The organism is Chloroflexota bacterium (genome assembly GCA_018829775.1).
Lineage (GTDB): Bacteria > Chloroflexota > Dehalococcoidia > Dehalococcoidales > RBG-16-60-22 > E44-bin89.
The window spans coordinates 87241-103850 of the sequence record JAHJTL010000097.1 but is presented as its reverse complement, the minus strand read 5'-3'; the positions used below and the strand labels follow the sequence as shown (position 1 = coordinate 103850).

The 16610-nt window shown below is 52.6% G+C and carries 20 protein-coding genes; 7 read left to right on the top strand and 13 right to left on the bottom strand.

Features of this window, described 5'->3' with window-relative positions; all coding sequences use genetic code 11:
* Positions 1 to 6 precede the first annotated feature (6 nt).
* The 13 genes from KKD83_09850 to KKD83_09790 form a co-directional block, all read right to left on the bottom strand.
* The gene (locus KKD83_09850; protein MBU2536449.1) at positions 7 to 615 is read right to left on the bottom strand and encodes an ATP-binding protein; all 609 of its coding nucleotides are present in this window, start codon (positions 613 to 615) and stop codon (positions 7 to 9) included.
* 4 nt (positions 616 to 619) lie between these two features.
* Positions 620 to 1633 carry a hypothetical protein gene (locus KKD83_09845; protein ID MBU2536448.1) on the bottom strand — a complete coding sequence of 338 codons (1014 nt, stop codon included), beginning with the start codon at positions 1631 to 1633 and terminating at the stop codon, positions 620 to 622.
* Between the two features lie 136 nt (positions 1634 to 1769).
* Positions 1770 to 2291: an NTPase gene (locus KKD83_09840; protein ID MBU2536447.1), complete on the bottom strand. Its 522-nt coding sequence runs from the start codon at positions 2289 to 2291 to the stop codon at positions 1770 to 1772.
* 20 nt (positions 2292 to 2311) lie between these two features.
* Positions 2312 to 2515: a hypothetical protein gene (locus tag KKD83_09835; GenBank protein MBU2536446.1), complete on the bottom strand. Its 204-nt coding sequence runs from the start codon at positions 2513 to 2515 to the stop codon at positions 2312 to 2314.
* Positions 2505 to 3542: a methionine synthase gene (locus KKD83_09830; protein MBU2536445.1), complete on the bottom strand. Its 1038-nt coding sequence runs from the start codon at positions 3540 to 3542 to the stop codon at positions 2505 to 2507. Before KKD83_09830 ends, KKD83_09835 begins: the two co-directional genes overlap by 11 nt.
* 4 nt (positions 3543 to 3546) lie before the next feature.
* A complete protein-coding gene (gene mtnP / locus KKD83_09825) occupies positions 3547 to 4416 on the bottom strand; it encodes an S-methyl-5'-thioadenosine phosphorylase (protein MBU2536444.1) in 870 nt (289 codons plus the stop codon).
* A gap of 25 nt (positions 4417 to 4441) precedes the next feature.
* A complete protein-coding gene (locus KKD83_09820) occupies positions 4442 to 5296 on the bottom strand; it encodes a hypothetical protein (protein MBU2536443.1) in 855 nt (284 codons plus the stop codon).
* A gap of 5 nt (positions 5297 to 5301) precedes the next feature.
* Positions 5302 to 6345 (bottom strand): S-methyl-5-thioribose-1-phosphate isomerase, encoded by a 1044-nt coding sequence (gene mtnA, locus KKD83_09815; protein ID MBU2536442.1) that lies wholly within the window; start codon positions 6343 to 6345, stop codon positions 5302 to 5304.
* On the bottom strand, positions 6342 to 6881 hold the full coding sequence (locus tag KKD83_09810) for a GNAT family N-acetyltransferase (GenBank protein ID MBU2536441.1): 540 nt from the start codon (positions 6879 to 6881) through the stop codon (positions 6342 to 6344). Before KKD83_09810 ends, mtnA begins: the two co-directional genes overlap by 4 nt.
* Positions 6882 to 6898: 17 nt before the next feature.
* Complete coding sequence (locus KKD83_09805) at positions 6899 to 7693, bottom strand: PAC2 family protein (GenBank protein ID MBU2536440.1); 795 nt, start codon at positions 7691 to 7693, stop codon at positions 6899 to 6901.
* Positions 7694 to 7822: 129 nt separating this feature from the next.
* Positions 7823 to 8374 (bottom strand): DUF2321 domain-containing protein, encoded by a 552-nt coding sequence (locus KKD83_09800; protein ID MBU2536439.1) that lies wholly within the window; start codon positions 8372 to 8374, stop codon positions 7823 to 7825.
* Between the two features lie 889 nt (positions 8375 to 9263).
* A complete protein-coding gene (locus KKD83_09795; protein MBU2536438.1) occupies positions 9264 to 10619 on the bottom strand; it encodes a TldD/PmbA family protein in 1356 nt (451 codons plus the stop codon).
* Positions 10570 to 11943, bottom strand: a complete 1374-nt coding sequence (locus tag KKD83_09790; protein ID MBU2536437.1) for a TldD/PmbA family protein — start codon at positions 11941 to 11943, stop codon at positions 10570 to 10572. Before KKD83_09790 ends, KKD83_09795 begins: the two co-directional genes overlap by 50 nt.
* 184 nt (positions 11944 to 12127) lie before the next feature.
* Between KKD83_09790 and KKD83_09785 the strand changes: the two genes are divergently transcribed.
* From KKD83_09785 to KKD83_09755, 7 genes are all read left to right on the top strand, one after another.
* A complete protein-coding gene (locus KKD83_09785; protein ID MBU2536436.1) occupies positions 12128 to 12385 on the top strand; it encodes a hypothetical protein in 258 nt (85 codons plus the stop codon).
* Between the two features lie 87 nt (positions 12386 to 12472).
* Positions 12473 to 12844, top strand: a complete 372-nt coding sequence (ndhC, locus tag KKD83_09780) for an NADH-quinone oxidoreductase subunit A (protein MBU2536435.1) — start codon at positions 12473 to 12475, stop codon at positions 12842 to 12844.
* On the top strand, positions 12835 to 13452 hold the full coding sequence (locus tag KKD83_09775; protein MBU2536434.1) for an NADH-quinone oxidoreductase subunit B: 618 nt from the start codon (positions 12835 to 12837) through the stop codon (positions 13450 to 13452). The genes ndhC and KKD83_09775 overlap by 10 nt, the downstream gene beginning before the upstream one ends.
* Complete coding sequence (locus KKD83_09770; protein MBU2536433.1) at positions 13449 to 13889, top strand: NADH-quinone oxidoreductase subunit C; 441 nt, start codon at positions 13449 to 13451, stop codon at positions 13887 to 13889. The genes KKD83_09775 and KKD83_09770 overlap by 4 nt, the downstream gene beginning before the upstream one ends.
* Positions 13889 to 14992, top strand: coding sequence for an NADH-quinone oxidoreductase subunit D (locus KKD83_09765; protein ID MBU2536432.1), 1104 nt, complete (start codon positions 13889 to 13891; stop codon positions 14990 to 14992). Before KKD83_09770 ends, KKD83_09765 begins: the two co-directional genes overlap by 1 nt.
* On the top strand, positions 14992 to 16119 hold the full coding sequence (gene nuoH / locus KKD83_09760) for an NADH-quinone oxidoreductase subunit NuoH (GenBank protein ID MBU2536431.1): 1128 nt from the start codon (positions 14992 to 14994) through the stop codon (positions 16117 to 16119). Before KKD83_09765 ends, nuoH begins: the two co-directional genes overlap by 1 nt.
* Positions 16109 to 16606 carry an NADH-quinone oxidoreductase subunit I gene (locus KKD83_09755; protein MBU2536430.1) on the top strand — a complete coding sequence of 166 codons (498 nt, stop codon included), beginning with the start codon at positions 16109 to 16111 and terminating at the stop codon, positions 16604 to 16606. The genes nuoH and KKD83_09755 overlap by 11 nt, the downstream gene beginning before the upstream one ends.
* Positions 16607 to 16610 lie beyond the last annotated feature (4 nt).

Below are 16610 nucleotides of genomic sequence, written 5' to 3'. Positions count from 1 at the left end.
CCGCCCCTACTTTCTCGCTACACCGATGATGTACCAGTCTTCCGGTGGGTCCTGACTGGTATCAACGGTCAGATGAGCGATATCCAGGTTCGGATGCAGGCTCTTTAAATCATCCAGGTCTACTGATTCGAACCTCTTTTTATTGTTGAGGTAAGCCTGTTCGGTGAGGGCATTTGATTGGTAGTTATCTTTGGTCCGCGCCAGGATTCTCCTGATGGCTACCGCCTGCGGACAGTCGGTTTGCAGGATAACAAACCTGTAATTGCGCTCCGCCGCAATGGCCGCGGCCCGCCGCCGCAACGATTGGGTGATGAAGGTCGCATCCAGTATCACCCCTCCGCCTTTTTTATCAAGACTTTCTTCCGCTGCCTGCCGGAACATCTCGTCATAGACCATGGTGCGCTTATCCATATCGGCGGCCACCTTTTCGTCAAAAACGTCTTCATTTTTCAGCAGCTCCAGCCTGATGAGGTCGGTTCGCAGCAATGGGTAGCCGGTAATCCTAGCCACCTCCTCGGTTGCCTCCGTTTTCCAGGTACCGGGAAGACCGCAGGCGATAAGCACAAAACCTGAGCCCAGCTCGGTTTCGATAAACTGCCGAAACGGTTTTCTCACTTCGTCACCCCTCATGTGCGGTATATGAATCGGCAAGCTCGAAATAGTCTCGAGCTATAGCCAATACTTTCTCCTTCTCCGTTTTTGCAATATGGGGGTCGTCGAGCTTGAAACCCTCCACTTTACCCCGAACATACGCCCGGTAACATTTGTAAAAATTGAGCAACGCTTTTAACTCTGCATCCTGGCTCGCTGCCGTATAGGCATTTACAAATTGGCGCGACAGGTCGGTTCTACCGTAATGGTCCAGGTCCATGGCCAGGAAAGCTACTTCCGAGGCGACATCGCCATAGCGAAAGCGGTCGTTGAATTCAATGCAGTCGTAGATGCATATGCCGTTGCAGAAGCAGACATGGGCGGCGTGGAGGTCGCCGTGGCAGTCACGGATTTTGCCCTCGCTGATGCGTCGGCGAAATAGAGGAGTGTTCCGCGCCATAAAGTATTCCATATAGGTTTTGATACGCTGGTATTTCTCAGGGGAAATGGTGGTGTCGATATATTTCTTGGTCTGTTCGAAATTTTCCACCGTATTTTGTCTGATAATATCCAGGTCGCCAAAGGCGCTGATGGCGGCGTTTGTCTCCGCTTTTTTGTGGAATTCGGCCAGCTTTTCCGCCACTGAAGCCAGCATCTCAGGCGTTACCTCGTCACGAAGGAGCATGGCGTTCATCATCGCCTCCTGAGGGAGTCGACGCATTTTCACGGCATACTCCAGGGGCCTGCCGGGCCCATCCAGGGATACCCGGTCCTCCTGCCCGGTGATGGCGACAACGTCCAGATAAGCATCGGGGCAGAGGCGCCGGTTCAGGTCGACTTCTCTCTGGCAGAAAAAGTGACGCTTTTCCAGTGTCGTGTAGTCCAGGTATCCCAGATTCACCGGTTTCTTCACCTTGTAAACAAGGTCGCCGGCGAGAAAAACGAAGGACATCTGAGTCTGGACCAGGTCCACCCGCGACGGCGAATGTGGATAGGACTTCGAGTCAAGCAGTGCTTTAATCAGCTCTGGAAACTGCGACATAAGTCCATACCTTCTTCAAGGTTTCCCTCAACCTGCTTTTTACCTTCCGAATCACTTTCAACCTCACCCCCATTATCCCCCTCTCCTTGATAAGGAGAGGGGAAAGGCATTTTAGAGGGGGCTTCGCCCCCTCTTACTACACCCCATCTTTTACCCAGCTTTTTATATCAGCCAGCACTCGGTAATAATCGGTTCGGGTAACTTCAACGAGTTTGACCTGCGGCTGACGTTTGATATCATCTGCCCACGGGTCAGGTTTGAGCATGATGGTGCCGAGCACCCGCTTACCACTCTGAATTGCTTCCAGCACGACTTCCCGGAAGCGATTTGAAAACAATTCCATCTTGCCTATTTCATCGATGACGATGACATCGCGCTGCCCGATTGCTTCCTCCAGCACGGGAACTCCCACCTTATTCAGGCTGTCAATATCAACGTCGTATTTTCCCACCCGGTATCGGCTATGAAAGTCAACGTGGGCCAGCACTGCCTCCTGACCGTCCAGCGTGATAAGTTTGAAGCCGAGCCTCGTGCCTTGAACACGTATCTCCTCGGTGTAGAAGCCGCCTGCTTTTCCCTTTAATTCCGCGACTGCCTGCCTGACCAGGCTGGTCTTTCCTGTCCCCGGCCTGCCGGTAAGCAGGTATACTGTCTTCATAGGTGCCAAGGCCCACTATATTATCTTTTTCCCCTAGTAACTATCTCGGCAAACCGGCTGAAGGAGCGGTCAAAGGTCTTCTCCACCTCAGGTGGGAACACACAGCCGGGGAGCTCGTCATCCTTCAGGTGATAGGCAACACACTCGCAGCATTTGCCCTTTCTGGAACAGGTCTCATAGGTGCAGGCGCATCCGGCTTTATTAACTTCAATGTTACATTCCATAGCGTCTCCTTATCGAAAGGGAAAGCTCGGCGAGTAGTTCCAGCACGCGGACGGCGGCCTCTTCGCTGGCCAGCGAGGCCAGTCCGCAGCTCGGCGTCACCAGCCCCTGCGCGATTAACTGACGGAAAGAAACGCCGTTTCTGGTAAAAGGCGCTATCGCTTCTTCAAGGCGGTCTTTCAAGCTGGCCGCGGATTCACGTTTCAGGGCTTCCTCCTCGTTGGGGACAATTCCCCAGGCGACGGTGCCGCCCCGCTCCAGAAATCTTTTCACATCCTCAGGATAGAGGCTCAGTGACTGGGCGTAGTTATAGGCGTCAAAGCTGATGATATCGACATCGCTCCCCAGTATCACCGACCAGTCGGTGTTGCCGCAGCAGTGGACACCCTTGAGCCCCTCGATACCGCCGAATACCTCGTTAAGCAGGCTGACCACCTTCTCCTTCGAAAGCATCATGCCCACCGAGCCAAAGGCCGACATATACGGCTCATCGACGAAGATAATGGTGCGGCGACATATCTGCTTCAGCTCTCTCTCCTGCCAGGTCGCTTTCAGTCGCAGCAGCTTGGGCACGGCATCGCCCAGAACATCGTCGTAAAGGATGCCCTTGCCATCCTCATCGGCCACGGTAAGCCCCCAGGTAACCGGACCCGTCACGTGCCCTTTCACTGCTTTCGGTGCCAGGTTATCCAGCGCCAAAAAGCGGTAGAGCCCGGCGGCATAATCGGCGCTGATGGCAAATTCATCTGACCTGTTCTCCAGAAAGGCCGAGTAAAGCTGTTCCAGAGGCTGGTCCAGGTCCTGATTGCGATTCACATAGATTTTCTTCTCCGCCTCGTTGACCATCACCCCGGGGAACCCCTGGCTGTACTGGACATACATATTCTCCAGAAACGAGCGCCTGGGCAGCTGCGGCCAGGCCGGGATGTCTCTGAGATAATGGGCAATCTGCGAACACGCCACACCAGGGTCGGTATGGGGCATGCTGCCGATAATCGTTGGCAAACAGTTGAATTCCACTCCAGGCATATAGTTATCCCTTTCTCAGATACTTGCCGATGAGCAAATCGAGCTTTTTCTTCTGCGCCTCCGGCATGACGTCAGGCGCGGTAATCAGTGCCGTGCTCAACGCCGTGGCACAATCGCAATCGCGTTTTGCCGGGACTTTTTGCACTGCCAGCTTGATGATGCGCTTGGCGGTGTCGATATTCTGGCGCAGACGACCGATTATCATCTCGGCGGTGACCGCGTCATGGCCTCTGCGCCAGCAGTCGTAATCGGTGATGCAGGCGATAACAGCGTAGCAGATTTCGGCCTCGCGCGCCAGCTTGGCCTCAGGCAGCGCCGTCATGCCGATGACGTCCGCCCCCCAGGAGCGGTAGAGAAATGATTCCGCTTTGGTGGAGAACGCCGGCCCCTCCATGACCACGTAGGTGCCGCCCCGGTGCGCCGTGGCGCCAGCATCTTTAGCTGCCCCATAGACCAGCTGGCTCAGTGACGGACAGAACGGCTCGCCGAAGGAGATGTGGGCGGCGATTCCCTCCCCGAAGAAGGTGCTCACCCTCCCCCTGGTGCGGTCGATGAGCTGGTCGGGAATGAGCAGGTCGCTGGGCTTGAAATCCTCTTTCAGGCTCCCCACCGAGTTGATGCCGATTATCCTCTCCACCCCGATGGACTTCAGGGCGTAGATATTGGCCCGGTAAGGGACTTCGGTGGGGAGGATACGGTGCCCCCGCCCGTGCCTGGGCAGAAAAGCAACCCCAATTCCCTCCAGCTTCCCCACCACGATTTTATCGCTCGGCTTGCCGAACGGCGTGTTTATGTCAACTTCTTCTATATTTTCCATCCCCTCGATGTCATACAGCCCGCTCCCGCCGATTACCGCTATCTTAGCATCAGGCATTTAGAGACCTCCTATTGTTAGTTCTTCATCTTCCAGCGAGTATACCTTTGAGCGATAAAGTGATATTGCTAAAGAGTATGTCCCACCCAGCAGCATCGTCAGAATATAAAAAGTACCGAAACTGTGCTATGTCAAACGGTATGTCACCCTTATCTTGCGTTATTATAATAACAGGCTTACCAACCGTGTGAGCAATCCCCATTTCATAAAATACGTTTGGGTTTCTACCGGTGACATCGGCTATAATGACCTTGCTCTTGCAAATATAAGTCCAAATATCTTCCAAAATTGGCGTAGGCGAGAACAAGTCATCCGATCTGAGACACTTTAGGCCACAAGCCTCAACAGCAGGTTTTATTCTCTCTCCAAACAGCCTATCAAATGAAGGTTTGAAGGGCATCAGTACGAAACACAAGTCTTCCTCTGTTTTTATATCCTTGGCTCCAAAAACTGGTGCGACTATCATCAATTTTGGTTCCATCACCTTCTCTGGTGGCACTTCGATAGCAGCGTGAGTTATCTTTTGTTTGGTAATAACAGCTTTGCCATACTCATTAACTTGTAATCCAACGTGGATCAATCCTTCATTAATGGCATCCATTACTTCCTTGCGTAAATGTTCTCTACCAATCCACTGTGTAGGGTCACAGAAAGACTGAATAATTTTTGCTATATGATACTGGCCTTCTGGCTCATCATTGAATTCCGTAAAAACATCATAAAGATAACGCCACTTAGTGCCTATAACTTGGCTTTTTCTAGGGTAACCAGCGATCCTTAGAAGCTCTGCAATCTGAGTGCCTGTTCTGTATTCACCAATAATTTTGGAGATGTGTTCCAATACTCCTTCAGGAAATCTTTCTAGCTTTTTCCTCTCCATCACATCTATCCTCTACAAATCCCTCTAATCCCCTCCCCGAACGGCTCTTTCATTATCCCTTTTTCGGTGATGATGGCGGTGATGTACTGGTGGGGGGTAACATCAAAGGCGGGATTTTGTACCGCAATGCCTTCCGGCGCGATGCGCACGCCCTTAATATGGGTTATCTCCTCCGGCTTTCTCTGCTCGATGGGGATTTCGTCTCCGGAGGCGAGGGAGGGGTCAATGGTGGAGGTGGGGGCGGCAACGTAGAACGGGACGTTATTTTCCTTCGCCAGCACCGCCAGGGTATACGTGCCGATTTTATTGGCCGTATCCCCGTTGGCGGCAATGCGGTCGGCCCCAACGATAACACAGTTAACCTCACCGCGCTGCATGAAGTAGCCCGCCATAGAGTCGGTGATGAGGGTGACGGGTATCCCAGCTTTTTTCAACTCCCAGGTAGTAATCCGTGCCCCCTGCAGCACGGGACGCGTCTCCGTAGCCAGCACGTTGACCTTTTTCCCCTGTTCTATAGCAAATAAGATAATGCCGAGCGCCGTGCCGTAGCCGGCGGTGGCCAGCGGTCCGGCGTTGCAGTGTACGAGGACGGTATCTCCATCACGGATGAGCTCTGTCCCAAACTGGCTAAGCTTCCTTGTTGCTTCCACCGCTTCAGCATGTATCTTCACCGCCTCATCAACCAGCGCCGATTTAATCTCATTTATATCATTACCCGATTCAACCATCTTCTGCATGCGCTGAATCGCCCAGAAGAGGTTGCGGGCGGTGGGTCGGGTGGCAGCGATGGTGGCCATCACCGCGTCAAGCTTCTTCAGAAAATCGTCCTTCTGCTCAGATTCAATTTTTAGTGCCCCCAGGGCGATCCCATAGCCTCCAGCCACCCCGATAGCCGGAGCGCCCCTTATTTTCAATTCTGTGATGGCTGAGGCAACATCCCTGTAGTCGCCCAGCTCCAGATATACCTCTTCATCAGGCAATTTGCGCTGGTCAAGGATGCGCACGCGGTCGCCGAGCCAGTCAATCGGCGAAGTGTAAATCGCTTTCAAAAATCAGCTCCTTTAATCTGACCCTGCTCTTTTTGCCACTGTTCTCTCCTCACCTCCATGAGCACAAAGCGATGCCCGTTCTTCACCATTTCTCCGCAGGGGATGAAGTCGCTTTTAACAAAGCAACGCTGTGCCCGCCCATTCCAGTCCAGAGTTTTCAGGTAAATCCGCTGCAGACCGGTCTCGGTGAAAATATAATCCACGAGCGTGTCCACGGCATCGGTGCCATAACCCCTGTCCCAGCAGTCCCGTTCACCTATCATGATACCCAGCTCCGCCTCCTCCTTCTCCCTATCGATGCTGTAATAAACACAGTTGCCAATGTGCCTGCCGTCAAGGGTTTCTATAGCAAAGGTACGGCGTTTCGGTGAAGGATTGCCCAGCGCCATCGTATAGTCAAGCAAATATCGCGGGAAAGAGCTGGTCAGCAGGGGCATGGCGTCAAGTCGGACCAGTTCCGGATTGGTCTGCCACCGGTAATCGTTGCGGGCGTCGGTTAATTTTTTCTCACGCAGTCTGACTTTGGTGCCCAGCATCACGCTCTGACCTCAGATTACTCCTCCTCGTCCTCCTCTTCCTCGCCACGCTCCCATATCGGCTCGGTGAAATAGTCAATATACTCGCCCATCGCCTGCGAGGCCACCTGCTTCATTCTCTGCTTCGTTTCCACCGCTAGTTGTGCCAGTTCATCAAGGTCAATCTCCACGCCCAGCATCGTGGTCATCACCTCGAGTACCGCCATCGCTGCCATCGGGTTCTGAATACGGGTGGCGTAGACCGGTACTTCCCCGAGCAGGCAGATGCCATCAATCTCACGTTCCTTGGCCACCCCCAGCAACAACCCATTCAATCCGGCGATTTGCAGGTTACCGGCATGCATCAGGTTGTACTTCTTGAAAATGGCCGCTGCCGATGGGCTGGTGGCCACGCCCAGCACCCCGGGCGATTCGGTGTGATGGATGCGGGTCATTGCCGCGGCACAGGTGAATATCCTCGGTGCCTTAAACTTATCGGCAACGTCGAGGACGCAGTTGGCAAGCTCATAGCCTTTAGCTGCTGGCTGGTCCTCGCCGATGAATACGATGAGGTCGCTGCCTCCGCCTTTGTTCTTCAAGTAGTAGAACTTGCTCTGCGGAAATTTCGGCTCCTCAACCACGTTGTCCTTGACCACCACCCCGACAGGGTCGAAGAAGTACGACGGTTCAATCTCGCCGAGTTCTTTAAATTTCAGCTTTCTCAAGAGATACGTAGCCACAATCATGGCGACGTTCCCAACGCCTGGCCAGGCGGCGAGTATATTCGGTGAATTTAACCTGGGACGAGCTTTAAGCTTGACTAACTCATTCATTTCACCACACCTCAATTTATTCTACTAAGTTTTATGAGGTAACCCCATCCCCTTTATCCCCTTCCCCTTCGATAAGGGGAAGGGGAAGATTTGGGAGAGGGGCTTCGCCCCTCTTGGACTCCTCTTATTTTAAGATGGCCAGATTACTTTCTTGGCCGTTTCGCTCAATACATCTACCAAAATTTTCCTAAAGCTATCTGCTACAACTGGTCCAGCCTTAGCAACAAGCTTTTTGAACCGAGTTGCTGCCACAGTGGTTTGAGGCGTATCCCGCACAATATCATCAAGGCTTTTCTTCAGAAGTTCACGCTCTTTTGGTTTCAAGCTATCAAGTTCATCAGTTAGCTCTTGTGCGGCTTTGAGTTTTGCTTCTGTCCACGGATATGGTTCACTGCATTCAGGGCAGAAGCTTGGCAGTGTCAAACCAGTATTATAATCAAGTGTAGCATTAGGTAGTGGGTGCAGTATCTCACGCATTCTTTTTTTATGTTCCTCATATGTAAAGCGTCCTACATGATAGTAGCCCATTATCTTAGCATTACAATATTGACAATTGGTAATGGTTGGTGCTCCACACTTACCACAGAACCCCCGGTTATTCTCAGGTTTTGAGATTGACATCCAGTTGATTACATGTCCGTTAGCGCAAATCTGTGCAGTGTCATACCAACCATCATTCATATTTTTGTTCCCCTTGGCTGTCCGTCATATGGGCTAAAAGCGAGCAAAGTCGCTTGGTAGCTTTGACTCCTTTATTTTTAAACTTAGTGCTCATCGGTTTGTTAGTACTTAGAACAAGTTTATTTAGTGCGGAATTCTATCCATCCTTCTCAGATTCCTTTATCTTGCTTTCATGAGCGTCCATCCTTTTTAATACTTCTTCCATCTGTCTGTCTCGTTGTACGGCTCCCGTCCACCTACGACTTATATAGTAAATTACCATCCAAGTGAAGAATATCCAAGCCAATGGTACCCAGACATAAAAGTAGAAAATGGCTGGAATTACTAGAATTAGGAATATTGGGCTTAGCTTAAGAGTAATAAAGTGAGCCCGAAGCGAAGACGGTTTACCTGTAAAAACACTCAAGAACCATCCTATTGGTAGCAAAACAAAATGGGAGATAGTAAGGATTATGCTAGGAATCGTAATAAATATAAACAATAGCATGGTACCCACAACTACAGCTGGTGCCGAAGGTGGTCTGCTTTTCACTTCAACCTCCTTATTACCAACCGAGAATATACGATGTATAGTGGGAATATGATGAATCTTAAGACAAAAGCATCGGACACAATGAACCTTGAAAGAATACCAATAAATAGTGCTATCAAAACTAAAGGCCACCAAGTGAAACCAAGATAAAAGGCAGCACCGAAGAAGAACAACAAATTAAACATACCAAGAATTAAACCAAACCGATTGCCTATAAAAATCACTGGCTTAATATCTGATGGCATTCTCTGGATGATAACTAACGTACCTCCAATCCACCAAAAGATGACGAACAAAATTGCTACTACGATTTGAAGCCAATTCATTTCAACCTCCTCATCACCTCAATTACCTGGGCTACCCCTTACTCGCCACCGATAGAGCGGGACAGTATATATGCGGGGTCTGTAAAAAGCCCCCCACCCACCTGGACTCACGGCCAAGGGCAACGATTTCTTTCAGCACCTGATAGACATTCCCGGAAACCATGGTATCCTTCACTCTACCCACTATTTTACCATTTTCCACCTTGTAGCCTAGCAGGACATTGCCGCTGAAATCGCCGCCCAGAATGTTACCCTGTCCGGCACCCATAAGCTGCTCCACCACCAGCCCTTCCTTGATGTCCCCCACCATATCGCCAAAGGTGGAGCTGCCCGGAGCCACCACGAAAGCACTCGGAGATGGAGACGGCAATCCGCCATGACCCCGGCTGCCGTTGCCGGTGCTCCGGGTATTTGCCAGAGCAGCGGTCTGAAGGTCGTAGAGGAAGCTGGTTACTTTCCCGGCCTCAACAAGCGGGGTGCGCTGGCTGGGCACACCTTCATCATCGCAGGGTCGACTGCTCGGCCGGAGGGGAATCACCGGGTCATCCCATAGTTGAAATTTTTGGTCAAAGACCCTTTCACCAAGCTTTTGCCCAATCGGGGAAGCCCCTTCCAGTACCGTCTTGCCGTTGAAGGCCGCCATCAGCGGCATGACGAGGGCGCTGGCCACTCCATTCGGGGTGAAGATGGTCGGCAGCGATTTTGTGGGCACCGTTGCCTGTTCCTTTGCCAGCTCCAGTTGCTGAAGCACAGTATCGGTTACGGTGCCTGGCTCCATTATCGGCTGGCAAGAGCTGGCACTATCTCCAACAAATAGCATATCGGTGCCCTGGGTTAAATTGCCTTCGATGCCAAAGCTGAAATAGCTTTTGCGGTACTCCGCCTGCCCGCCACGAGAATTCATCAGCCGTACTGAGACCACTCCTCTGGTCACCTCGGCCTCGCAGATGATGCCCGGAGTGTGCTTGGTAACCGCGGAGATGAGTTGTTCGCCGAGCTCAACCATTGTTTCTACGGGTACGGATTCGACGTCAGCGCTGAAAACCTCAATCTGCGGATATGAATTTGTCGATGGTAGCTCAAACCTGGCCGTCATACCGAACCGCGATGTCTCAACGGCATTATCTACCAGGTTTGGGTGTTCATCAGGGTTGGTGGTGACGGCGTAACCGAGCCTGCCCTGACGAATGATGCGCAGCGCCACGCTGGTCTGCTGTTTTGTCTGGAGATGCTTCAGCCGATTGGTCTCGAAACTTACCTGGGTCTCCTCAGATGATACTGAAAAGACCTCCGCATCCTCGGCTGCTTTTTTCGCCTGAATCAGTATCTCTTCCACGTTAACTACCTCCCACCAGACAGCGACGGATTCGGATATGAGGGCTGCCATTGGAGACCGGCAGCGGCATCTGCCCTCCCTTTCCACAGCCACCTCCCTGGTTCATATCAAGGTCATTGCCGATAGCATCGATATTTTTCAGCGTATCAAACACGTTGCCGGTCAGCACCACCGGCCGCAGTGACTCAGCGATTTTGCCATTGCGAATCATGTACGCCTCACCTGCGGAAAAGGTAAACATCTCCATGCTCGTGGTGCCACCGTACCAGTTCTTGGCGTAGATTCCCTCTTTGATATCACCGAGCATGTCCTCAAAGGACACCTTGCCCGGCTCAATATAGGTATTGGTCATGCGGACGATGGGAGGGTAGCGATAGCTTATGGCGCGGGCATTACCGGTGGGCTGCTCCTCCATTTTGGCTGCTGTCTCCCTTGAGTGCAGCCTGCCCACCAGTTTGCCTTCCCTGATGAGGTACGTTCTGGTGGCGGGAACGCCTTCATCATCGTATTTGTAGCTGCCGCGAAGTCCGGGCAGCGTGGCCGTGTCCACAATATTGAGCTCCTGACTGCCGAACTGTTTTCCCAGTGCCATAAGTTCACGTACGCGGTCGTTTTCGTAGACAAAATCCGACTCGGACAAATGCCCGAAGGCTTCATGGACGAAGACGCCGGCCAGCACCGGGTCGAGGACCACCGTGTACTCGCCGCCCCTGGCCTTAGGGGCTGAGAGCAGTTCCACAACGTGATGCGAGAGACGCTCCACCTCCCGATGAAGCTGCCGGATTGGCGTAAGGTCGCCACGACTGCCCACGCTCAACCCTGCCTGCTGGATATCGCCTTCGCGAGCGGCAACAGCCGCGATGCGCAGGTTAATGTCCGCCCTTTCCTGCTCGATATAGCTGCCGAGTGAACTCAGGAAAATGGTCTGTTTACGGCTGTCAATGTAGCCAATGTTAGAGGTCTGTATCTCGGGCTTCCGCCAGACGATTTCATTGTACTCGTCCAGTATCTGCTTCTTTTCGGCGAGAGGTATGGCCACGGGGTCTCTGTCCACCTCTGCCGGTACCCTGTCCACCACTGGAGACACCGTTGCCAGCTGGCTTTTCTCGCGGCCAACCAGCTTGGCCTGCCTGATGGCCATCTCAACCCTGACCTTCAAGTCCTCAAGGTTATTGAAGCTGACAAAGCCCCAGCCCCCCTTGACCATCACCCGCACGTTGCCTCCAACCGCCTCCGACCGGCCAATCGATTCTAGCTCTCTTCCTCGATACACAATATGGCTGGTCTGGCTTTCCTCAAGATGCGCCTCAATATAATCAGCATCGTCACGCTTGATTAATTCGGCCAATTCCCGGGCAACGTTTTTCAGAGACACAGTTATATCACTCCAAGGTTAATATATTGACTGATTAATACCTAGATGAAGTCAGTTTACAAAAGGAATCGAACTGGTGTCAATTGACGTACAGCACTGATGCTAATCCCGATTTTTCTTTTACTGTTGACATAGCACGAAAGGCGCTTTATACTGCGTTTACACTTTCATCAGGTGGCGTGAGATGGCAGAAGAGATTAAAAGCAGCGGAAACACCACTCTTAAAGTAATACTTTACGTCTTCTTTATCTCCGCTTTTTTAACGATTATTACATTTATGCTCGGGCAGGGCTGGTTTAACGTCTTTATTGAGAAACTAAACTGGCCCTACGAGACGCTTGAGATGGTCAGAAATATTCTGGTGAATGTCTTTGTCGGCGCCGCAATTGCCTCTTTTATCAGCTCCATTACCGCCGTGTTTCTTTTAATCTTCCGCAGTTAGCCACAAAGCCATTTCTGAAAACAACTTGCCTTGCCAAAAACGAGTATGATATACTACGACAATACATTCTCTTTGTGAGGCAGACGATTGCTCACGAACTATGGCTACATTGGACTGTTTCTCATCGCAGCTGTTCTTTTCACCCTTCTCATGGTAATTATTCCCATCGCCCTCAGGTTTCTTAAAATCGTCCCGCATAATCCCAATCCCATCAAAAATTCCATCTTTGAATGCGGCATGGAAACCATCGGCAAGACCTGGGTCCAGTTCAACTTCCATTACTATTTTTATGCCTTGATATTTCTGGTCCTTGATGTCCTGGTGGTATTCCTGTACCCGTGGGCGGTCAATCTGCGAGCACTGGGCAGTGCTGGCTTTATCGCTATTTTAATCCTGGTGGCCATTATTCTGGTCGGTTACATCTACGCCTGGAAGAAGAAGGTTCTGGAATGGAAATAAAGCCTGCCAGACAGTACATTTATTCGGATATCGAGCTGGACCGGGAAGAGGGGCAGGTTATTGAAGACCTGAAGGCGAAAAGCCAGGAACCGATTCCTGACCCTGACCGGTGGCTCGATGAGGAAGTGGAGCAGAATATTCTGCTGACCTCGGTGGACGCGTTGATTAACTGGGGTCGGCGTTCCTCACTCTGGACGGCCATCTGCTTTCCCGCTTGCTGCGCCTTCGAGATGATTGCCGCCAACGGCCCGCGCTTTGACCTGGCGCGTTTCGGCATGGAGATACTGCGCGCCTCGCCCCGCCAGGCCGACCTGATGATTACCGCCGGCACTCTGACCTGGAAAATGGCACCGAATGTAAGGCGCATCTACAACCAGATGGCGGAGCCCAAATGGGTCATCGCGATGGGCGCCTGCGCCATCAGCGGCGGTATTTTCGCCTCGGCATCGTATGCCGTGGTGCCGGGGTACAACCGTATCATTCCCGTAGATGTCTACGTTCCCGGCTGCCCTCCCCGCCCCGAAGCCCTTATTTATGGCATTCAGATGCTGCAGAAGAAGATTGCCCGACGAAAAAACATTGATGTGAGAAAGATACTCCAGAGATGACAGCTGCACTTTCCGGCAAGGAAATCGCCAGTAAAATAGAAGAAAAGCTGCCCGGCAGCGTGGTTGAATCCAGCCCGGATAACCTGGTGGTGAGGAGCGATTCTCTTACCGACGTTGCCCGTTTTCTCAAAGACACCGAAGGCCTGGATTTTGATTTTCTCAATTTTGTCACCGCTACCGATTTCTATGACCACTTCGAGGTCGTTTACATGCTCAGTTCCCTGGAGCACAATCACAGCCTGATGGTTAAGGCTCGATGCTACGACCGCGAGAATCCGTCGTTGCCTTCGGTGGTGAGCCTGTGGCAGGGGGCTGACTTCCAGGAGCGGGAAATATACGACCTTTTCGGAATAAGGTTTGAAGGACATCCCAATCTGAAGCGCATTTTCCTCTGGGAAGGTTTTGAAGGACATCCCCTGCGGAAGGATTTTGTATAATGGCAGTCCGAACCGAACCTTTTGTGCTCAATATGGGCCCGGTGCATCCGAGCACTCACGGGGTTTTCCGTATGCGGGCGACACTCGACGGTGAGGTGGTGGTCGATATTGAACCGGTGTTCGGCTACCTGCACCGTGGCATAGAGAAGCTCGCCGAACAGAGGACTTACAGCGGTTTCATCCCGCTTACGGACCGACTCGACTATATTTCCTCGATGAACAACAACTTCGCCTACTGCCTGTCGGTGGAGAAACTGGCCGGCATAAAAGTCCCGGAACGTGCTGAATACATACGGGTTATCATGTCTGAACTCCAGCGCATCGCGGCCTTCCTGATTGCCGTTGGTGCCTTCCTGAACGACTGCGGTGCCTACTTCACCCCTTTCCTCTACATGTTCCGGGAACGGGAGAGAATCGTCGACCTCTTCGAGATGGTCAGCGGCCAGCGGCTTACCTATAACTACATGCGGGTGGGCGGTGTCAGCCAGGACCTGCCCGAAGAGTTCATGCCCGCCCTGCGCAAGTTCATGGACCTGATGCCACGCTTCATGGACGAGTACGACCGCCTTCTGATGCAAAACGAAATATTGATTGCCCGCGCCAAGGGCGTCGGCATCCTGACCAAAGAACAGGCTATCAACTGCTCGGCGAGCGGACCGGTGCTCCGGGCGAGCGGTGTGAAGTGGGATATCCGCAAGGCTGACCCCTACTCCATCTACGACCGCTTTGACTTCGATGTCCCGACACAGGAAACCGGCGACTGCTACGACCGCTACCGTCAGCGGGTTGAGGAAATGCGGCAGAGCCTGCGCATCATCAGGCAGGCGATGGACCAGATACCGTCCGGTCCCACCAGAGCCGAGGTGCCTCACCTGATACGACCACCGGCCGGTGAAGCATACGCCCGCATCGAAGCGCCCAAGGGCGAACTCGGTTTTTATCTGGTATCAGATAATTCCATAGCTCCCTACCGCTGCCATATCCGTCCACCGAGCCTGCTCAACCTGACGGCGCTGCGCGATATGACACGCGGCTGGAAAGTGGCTGATTTAATCATCATTTTCGGCAGTATTGATATTACCGTAGGTGAGATTGACCGTTAATGGCAATAGCAGATTTAAATATTTATAACCTGGTTCATTTACAGCCCATCCCTCCGGACTGGCCGGGTGGCTTCTGGTGGCACTGGCTTTTCTTCACCGTGGTCATCATCGGCTTTGTCCTGACCATGGTGATGGGCGTCATCTATATCGAGCGGAGGGGGATGGGGAGGATGCAGTCGCGCCTCGGGCCGAACCGCACCGGACCTTTTGGCCTCCTCCAGCCCGTGGCCGACGCCGTCAAGGTGCTGCTCAAAGAGAACATCGTGCCCGACGCCGCCGATAAACTCGTTCACTGGCTGGCACCGGTGATTGCCTTCGCCCCGGCGCTGATGATATTCACCGTGATACCCTTTCAAAACGGCGCCCTGCTGGCCGACCTCAATATCGGTATCCTCTACATTGTGGCTATCAGCTCGGTGTCCACCGTCGGCATCTTCATGGCCGGGTGGGGCTCCAGCAACAAGTATTCACTCCTCGGCGCCATGCGCAATGTTGCCGCCATCGTCAGCTATGAAATCCCGCTGGTGCTGGCCATTGTCGGCGTGGTATTGATTGCCGGCTCGCTTTCTTTGAACCAGATTGTGGTGGCGCAGGGTATCCCCTTTATCCTGCTGCAGCCGCTGGGCTTCCTGCTCTTCTTCGCTGCCGGCTGTGCCGAAATCAACCGCAGCCCGTTCGACCTCATGGAGGCCGACTCCGAGATTGTGGCCGGCTTCCACACCGAGTACTCGGGTATGAAATTCGCCATGTTCTATCTGGTGGAGTACGCCGAGGCAGTGGCCATCTCCGCCATCATCGCCACCCTTTTCCTCGGCGGCTGGAGAGGCCCGTTGCTGCCGCCGTGGCTCTGGTTCGTTATCAAGGTGATTATCGTCTTCTTCGTCATGGTTTGGACGCGCACAACATTGCCCAGGCTAAGAATCGACCAGCTGATGGCCTTCGCCTGGAAATTCCTCTTCCCCATGTCACTGCTCAATCTATTTATTACGGCATTACAGGTGCTGGCCGGCTGGCCCACCGAACTATGGTGGCTGATGGTCATGGTAAACATAGCAATCACGGCTACAATGGTTCTCATATGGTCAAAATTTTTCTTTAAATTAGGACGGGGTAGAATTGAAGTTTGAACGGTATGGAATCGGCATTGCCAAGGGCCTGACGGTAACCATCAGGCACCTGTTCCGCCACCCGACGGTGTCGCAGTACCCGGAGCAGCGACTCAATATCTCGCGGCGGTTCCGGGGCAATGAGCTCATCTGGAATCTGGAAAAATGCACCGGCTGCGGCACCTGCGCCAAGACCTGCCCTCAGGGTGCCATTGATATCGTCACCTCTACGGAAATGACGGAGAATAAATATGTTGTGGAGAAATACCAGGTGGACACCGGCTACTGCATCCAGTGTGGGTTATGCGTTGAGGCCTGTCCCTTTGAAGCGCTGTACCTCAGCCACGCCTTTGAGTGCGCTAAATACCGCCGTGGCGAACTGGTACAGGGTAAAGAGGATATGCTGGAAACGCCGGAGCGGAAAGTCAGCGGCTACTTCTTCCCGGACAAAGCCGAGAAATTGCCCAGGCAGACCCTGCTTGTGGAGAAGGTAACGGAGAAGCAGTAATGGG

Bases quoted from the DNA above. Each gene is read 5' to 3' on its own strand.
- KKD83_09845 (MBU2536448.1), bottom strand. From the start codon at position 1,633: ATGTCGCAGTTTCCAGAGCTGATTAAAGCACTGCTTGACTCGAAGTCC.
- KKD83_09775 (MBU2536434.1), top strand. From the start codon at position 12,835: ATGGAAATAAAGCCTGCCAGACAGTACATTTATTCGGATATCGAGCTG.
- KKD83_09820 (MBU2536443.1), bottom strand. From the start codon at position 5,296: ATGGAGAGGAAAAAGCTAGAAAGATTTCCTGAAGGAGTATTGGAACAC.
- nuoH (MBU2536431.1), top strand. From the start codon at position 14,992: ATGGCAATAGCAGATTTAAATATTTATAACCTGGTTCATTTACAGCCC.
- KKD83_09795 (MBU2536438.1), bottom strand. From the start codon at position 10,619: ATGGCAGCCCTCATATCCGAATCCGTCGCTGTCTGGTGGGAGGTAGTT.
- KKD83_09805 (MBU2536440.1), bottom strand. From the start codon at position 7,693: ATGAATGAGTTAGTCAAGCTTAAAGCTCGTCCCAGGTTAAATTCACCG.
- KKD83_09840 (MBU2536447.1), bottom strand. From the start codon at position 2,291: ATGAAGACAGTATACCTGCTTACCGGCAGGCCGGGGACAGGAAAGACC.
- KKD83_09800 (MBU2536439.1), bottom strand. From the start codon at position 8,374: ATGAATGATGGTTGGTATGACACTGCACAGATTTGCGCTAACGGACAT.
- KKD83_09785 (MBU2536436.1), top strand. From the start codon at position 12,128: ATGGCAGAAGAGATTAAAAGCAGCGGAAACACCACTCTTAAAGTAATA.
- KKD83_09810 (MBU2536441.1), bottom strand. From the start codon at position 6,881: ATGCTGGGCACCAAAGTCAGACTGCGTGAGAAAAAATTAACCGACGCC.
- KKD83_09765 (MBU2536432.1), top strand. From the start codon at position 13,889: ATGGCAGTCCGAACCGAACCTTTTGTGCTCAATATGGGCCCGGTGCAT.
- mtnP (MBU2536444.1), bottom strand. From the start codon at position 4,416: ATGCCTGATGCTAAGATAGCGGTAATCGGCGGGAGCGGGCTGTATGAC.
- KKD83_09830 (MBU2536445.1), bottom strand. From the start codon at position 3,542: ATGCCTGGAGTGGAATTCAACTGTTTGCCAACGATTATCGGCAGCATG.
- KKD83_09835 (MBU2536446.1), bottom strand. From the start codon at position 2,515: ATGGAATGTAACATTGAAGTTAATAAAGCCGGATGCGCCTGCACCTAT.
- KKD83_09770 (MBU2536433.1), top strand. From the start codon at position 13,449: ATGACAGCTGCACTTTCCGGCAAGGAAATCGCCAGTAAAATAGAAGAA.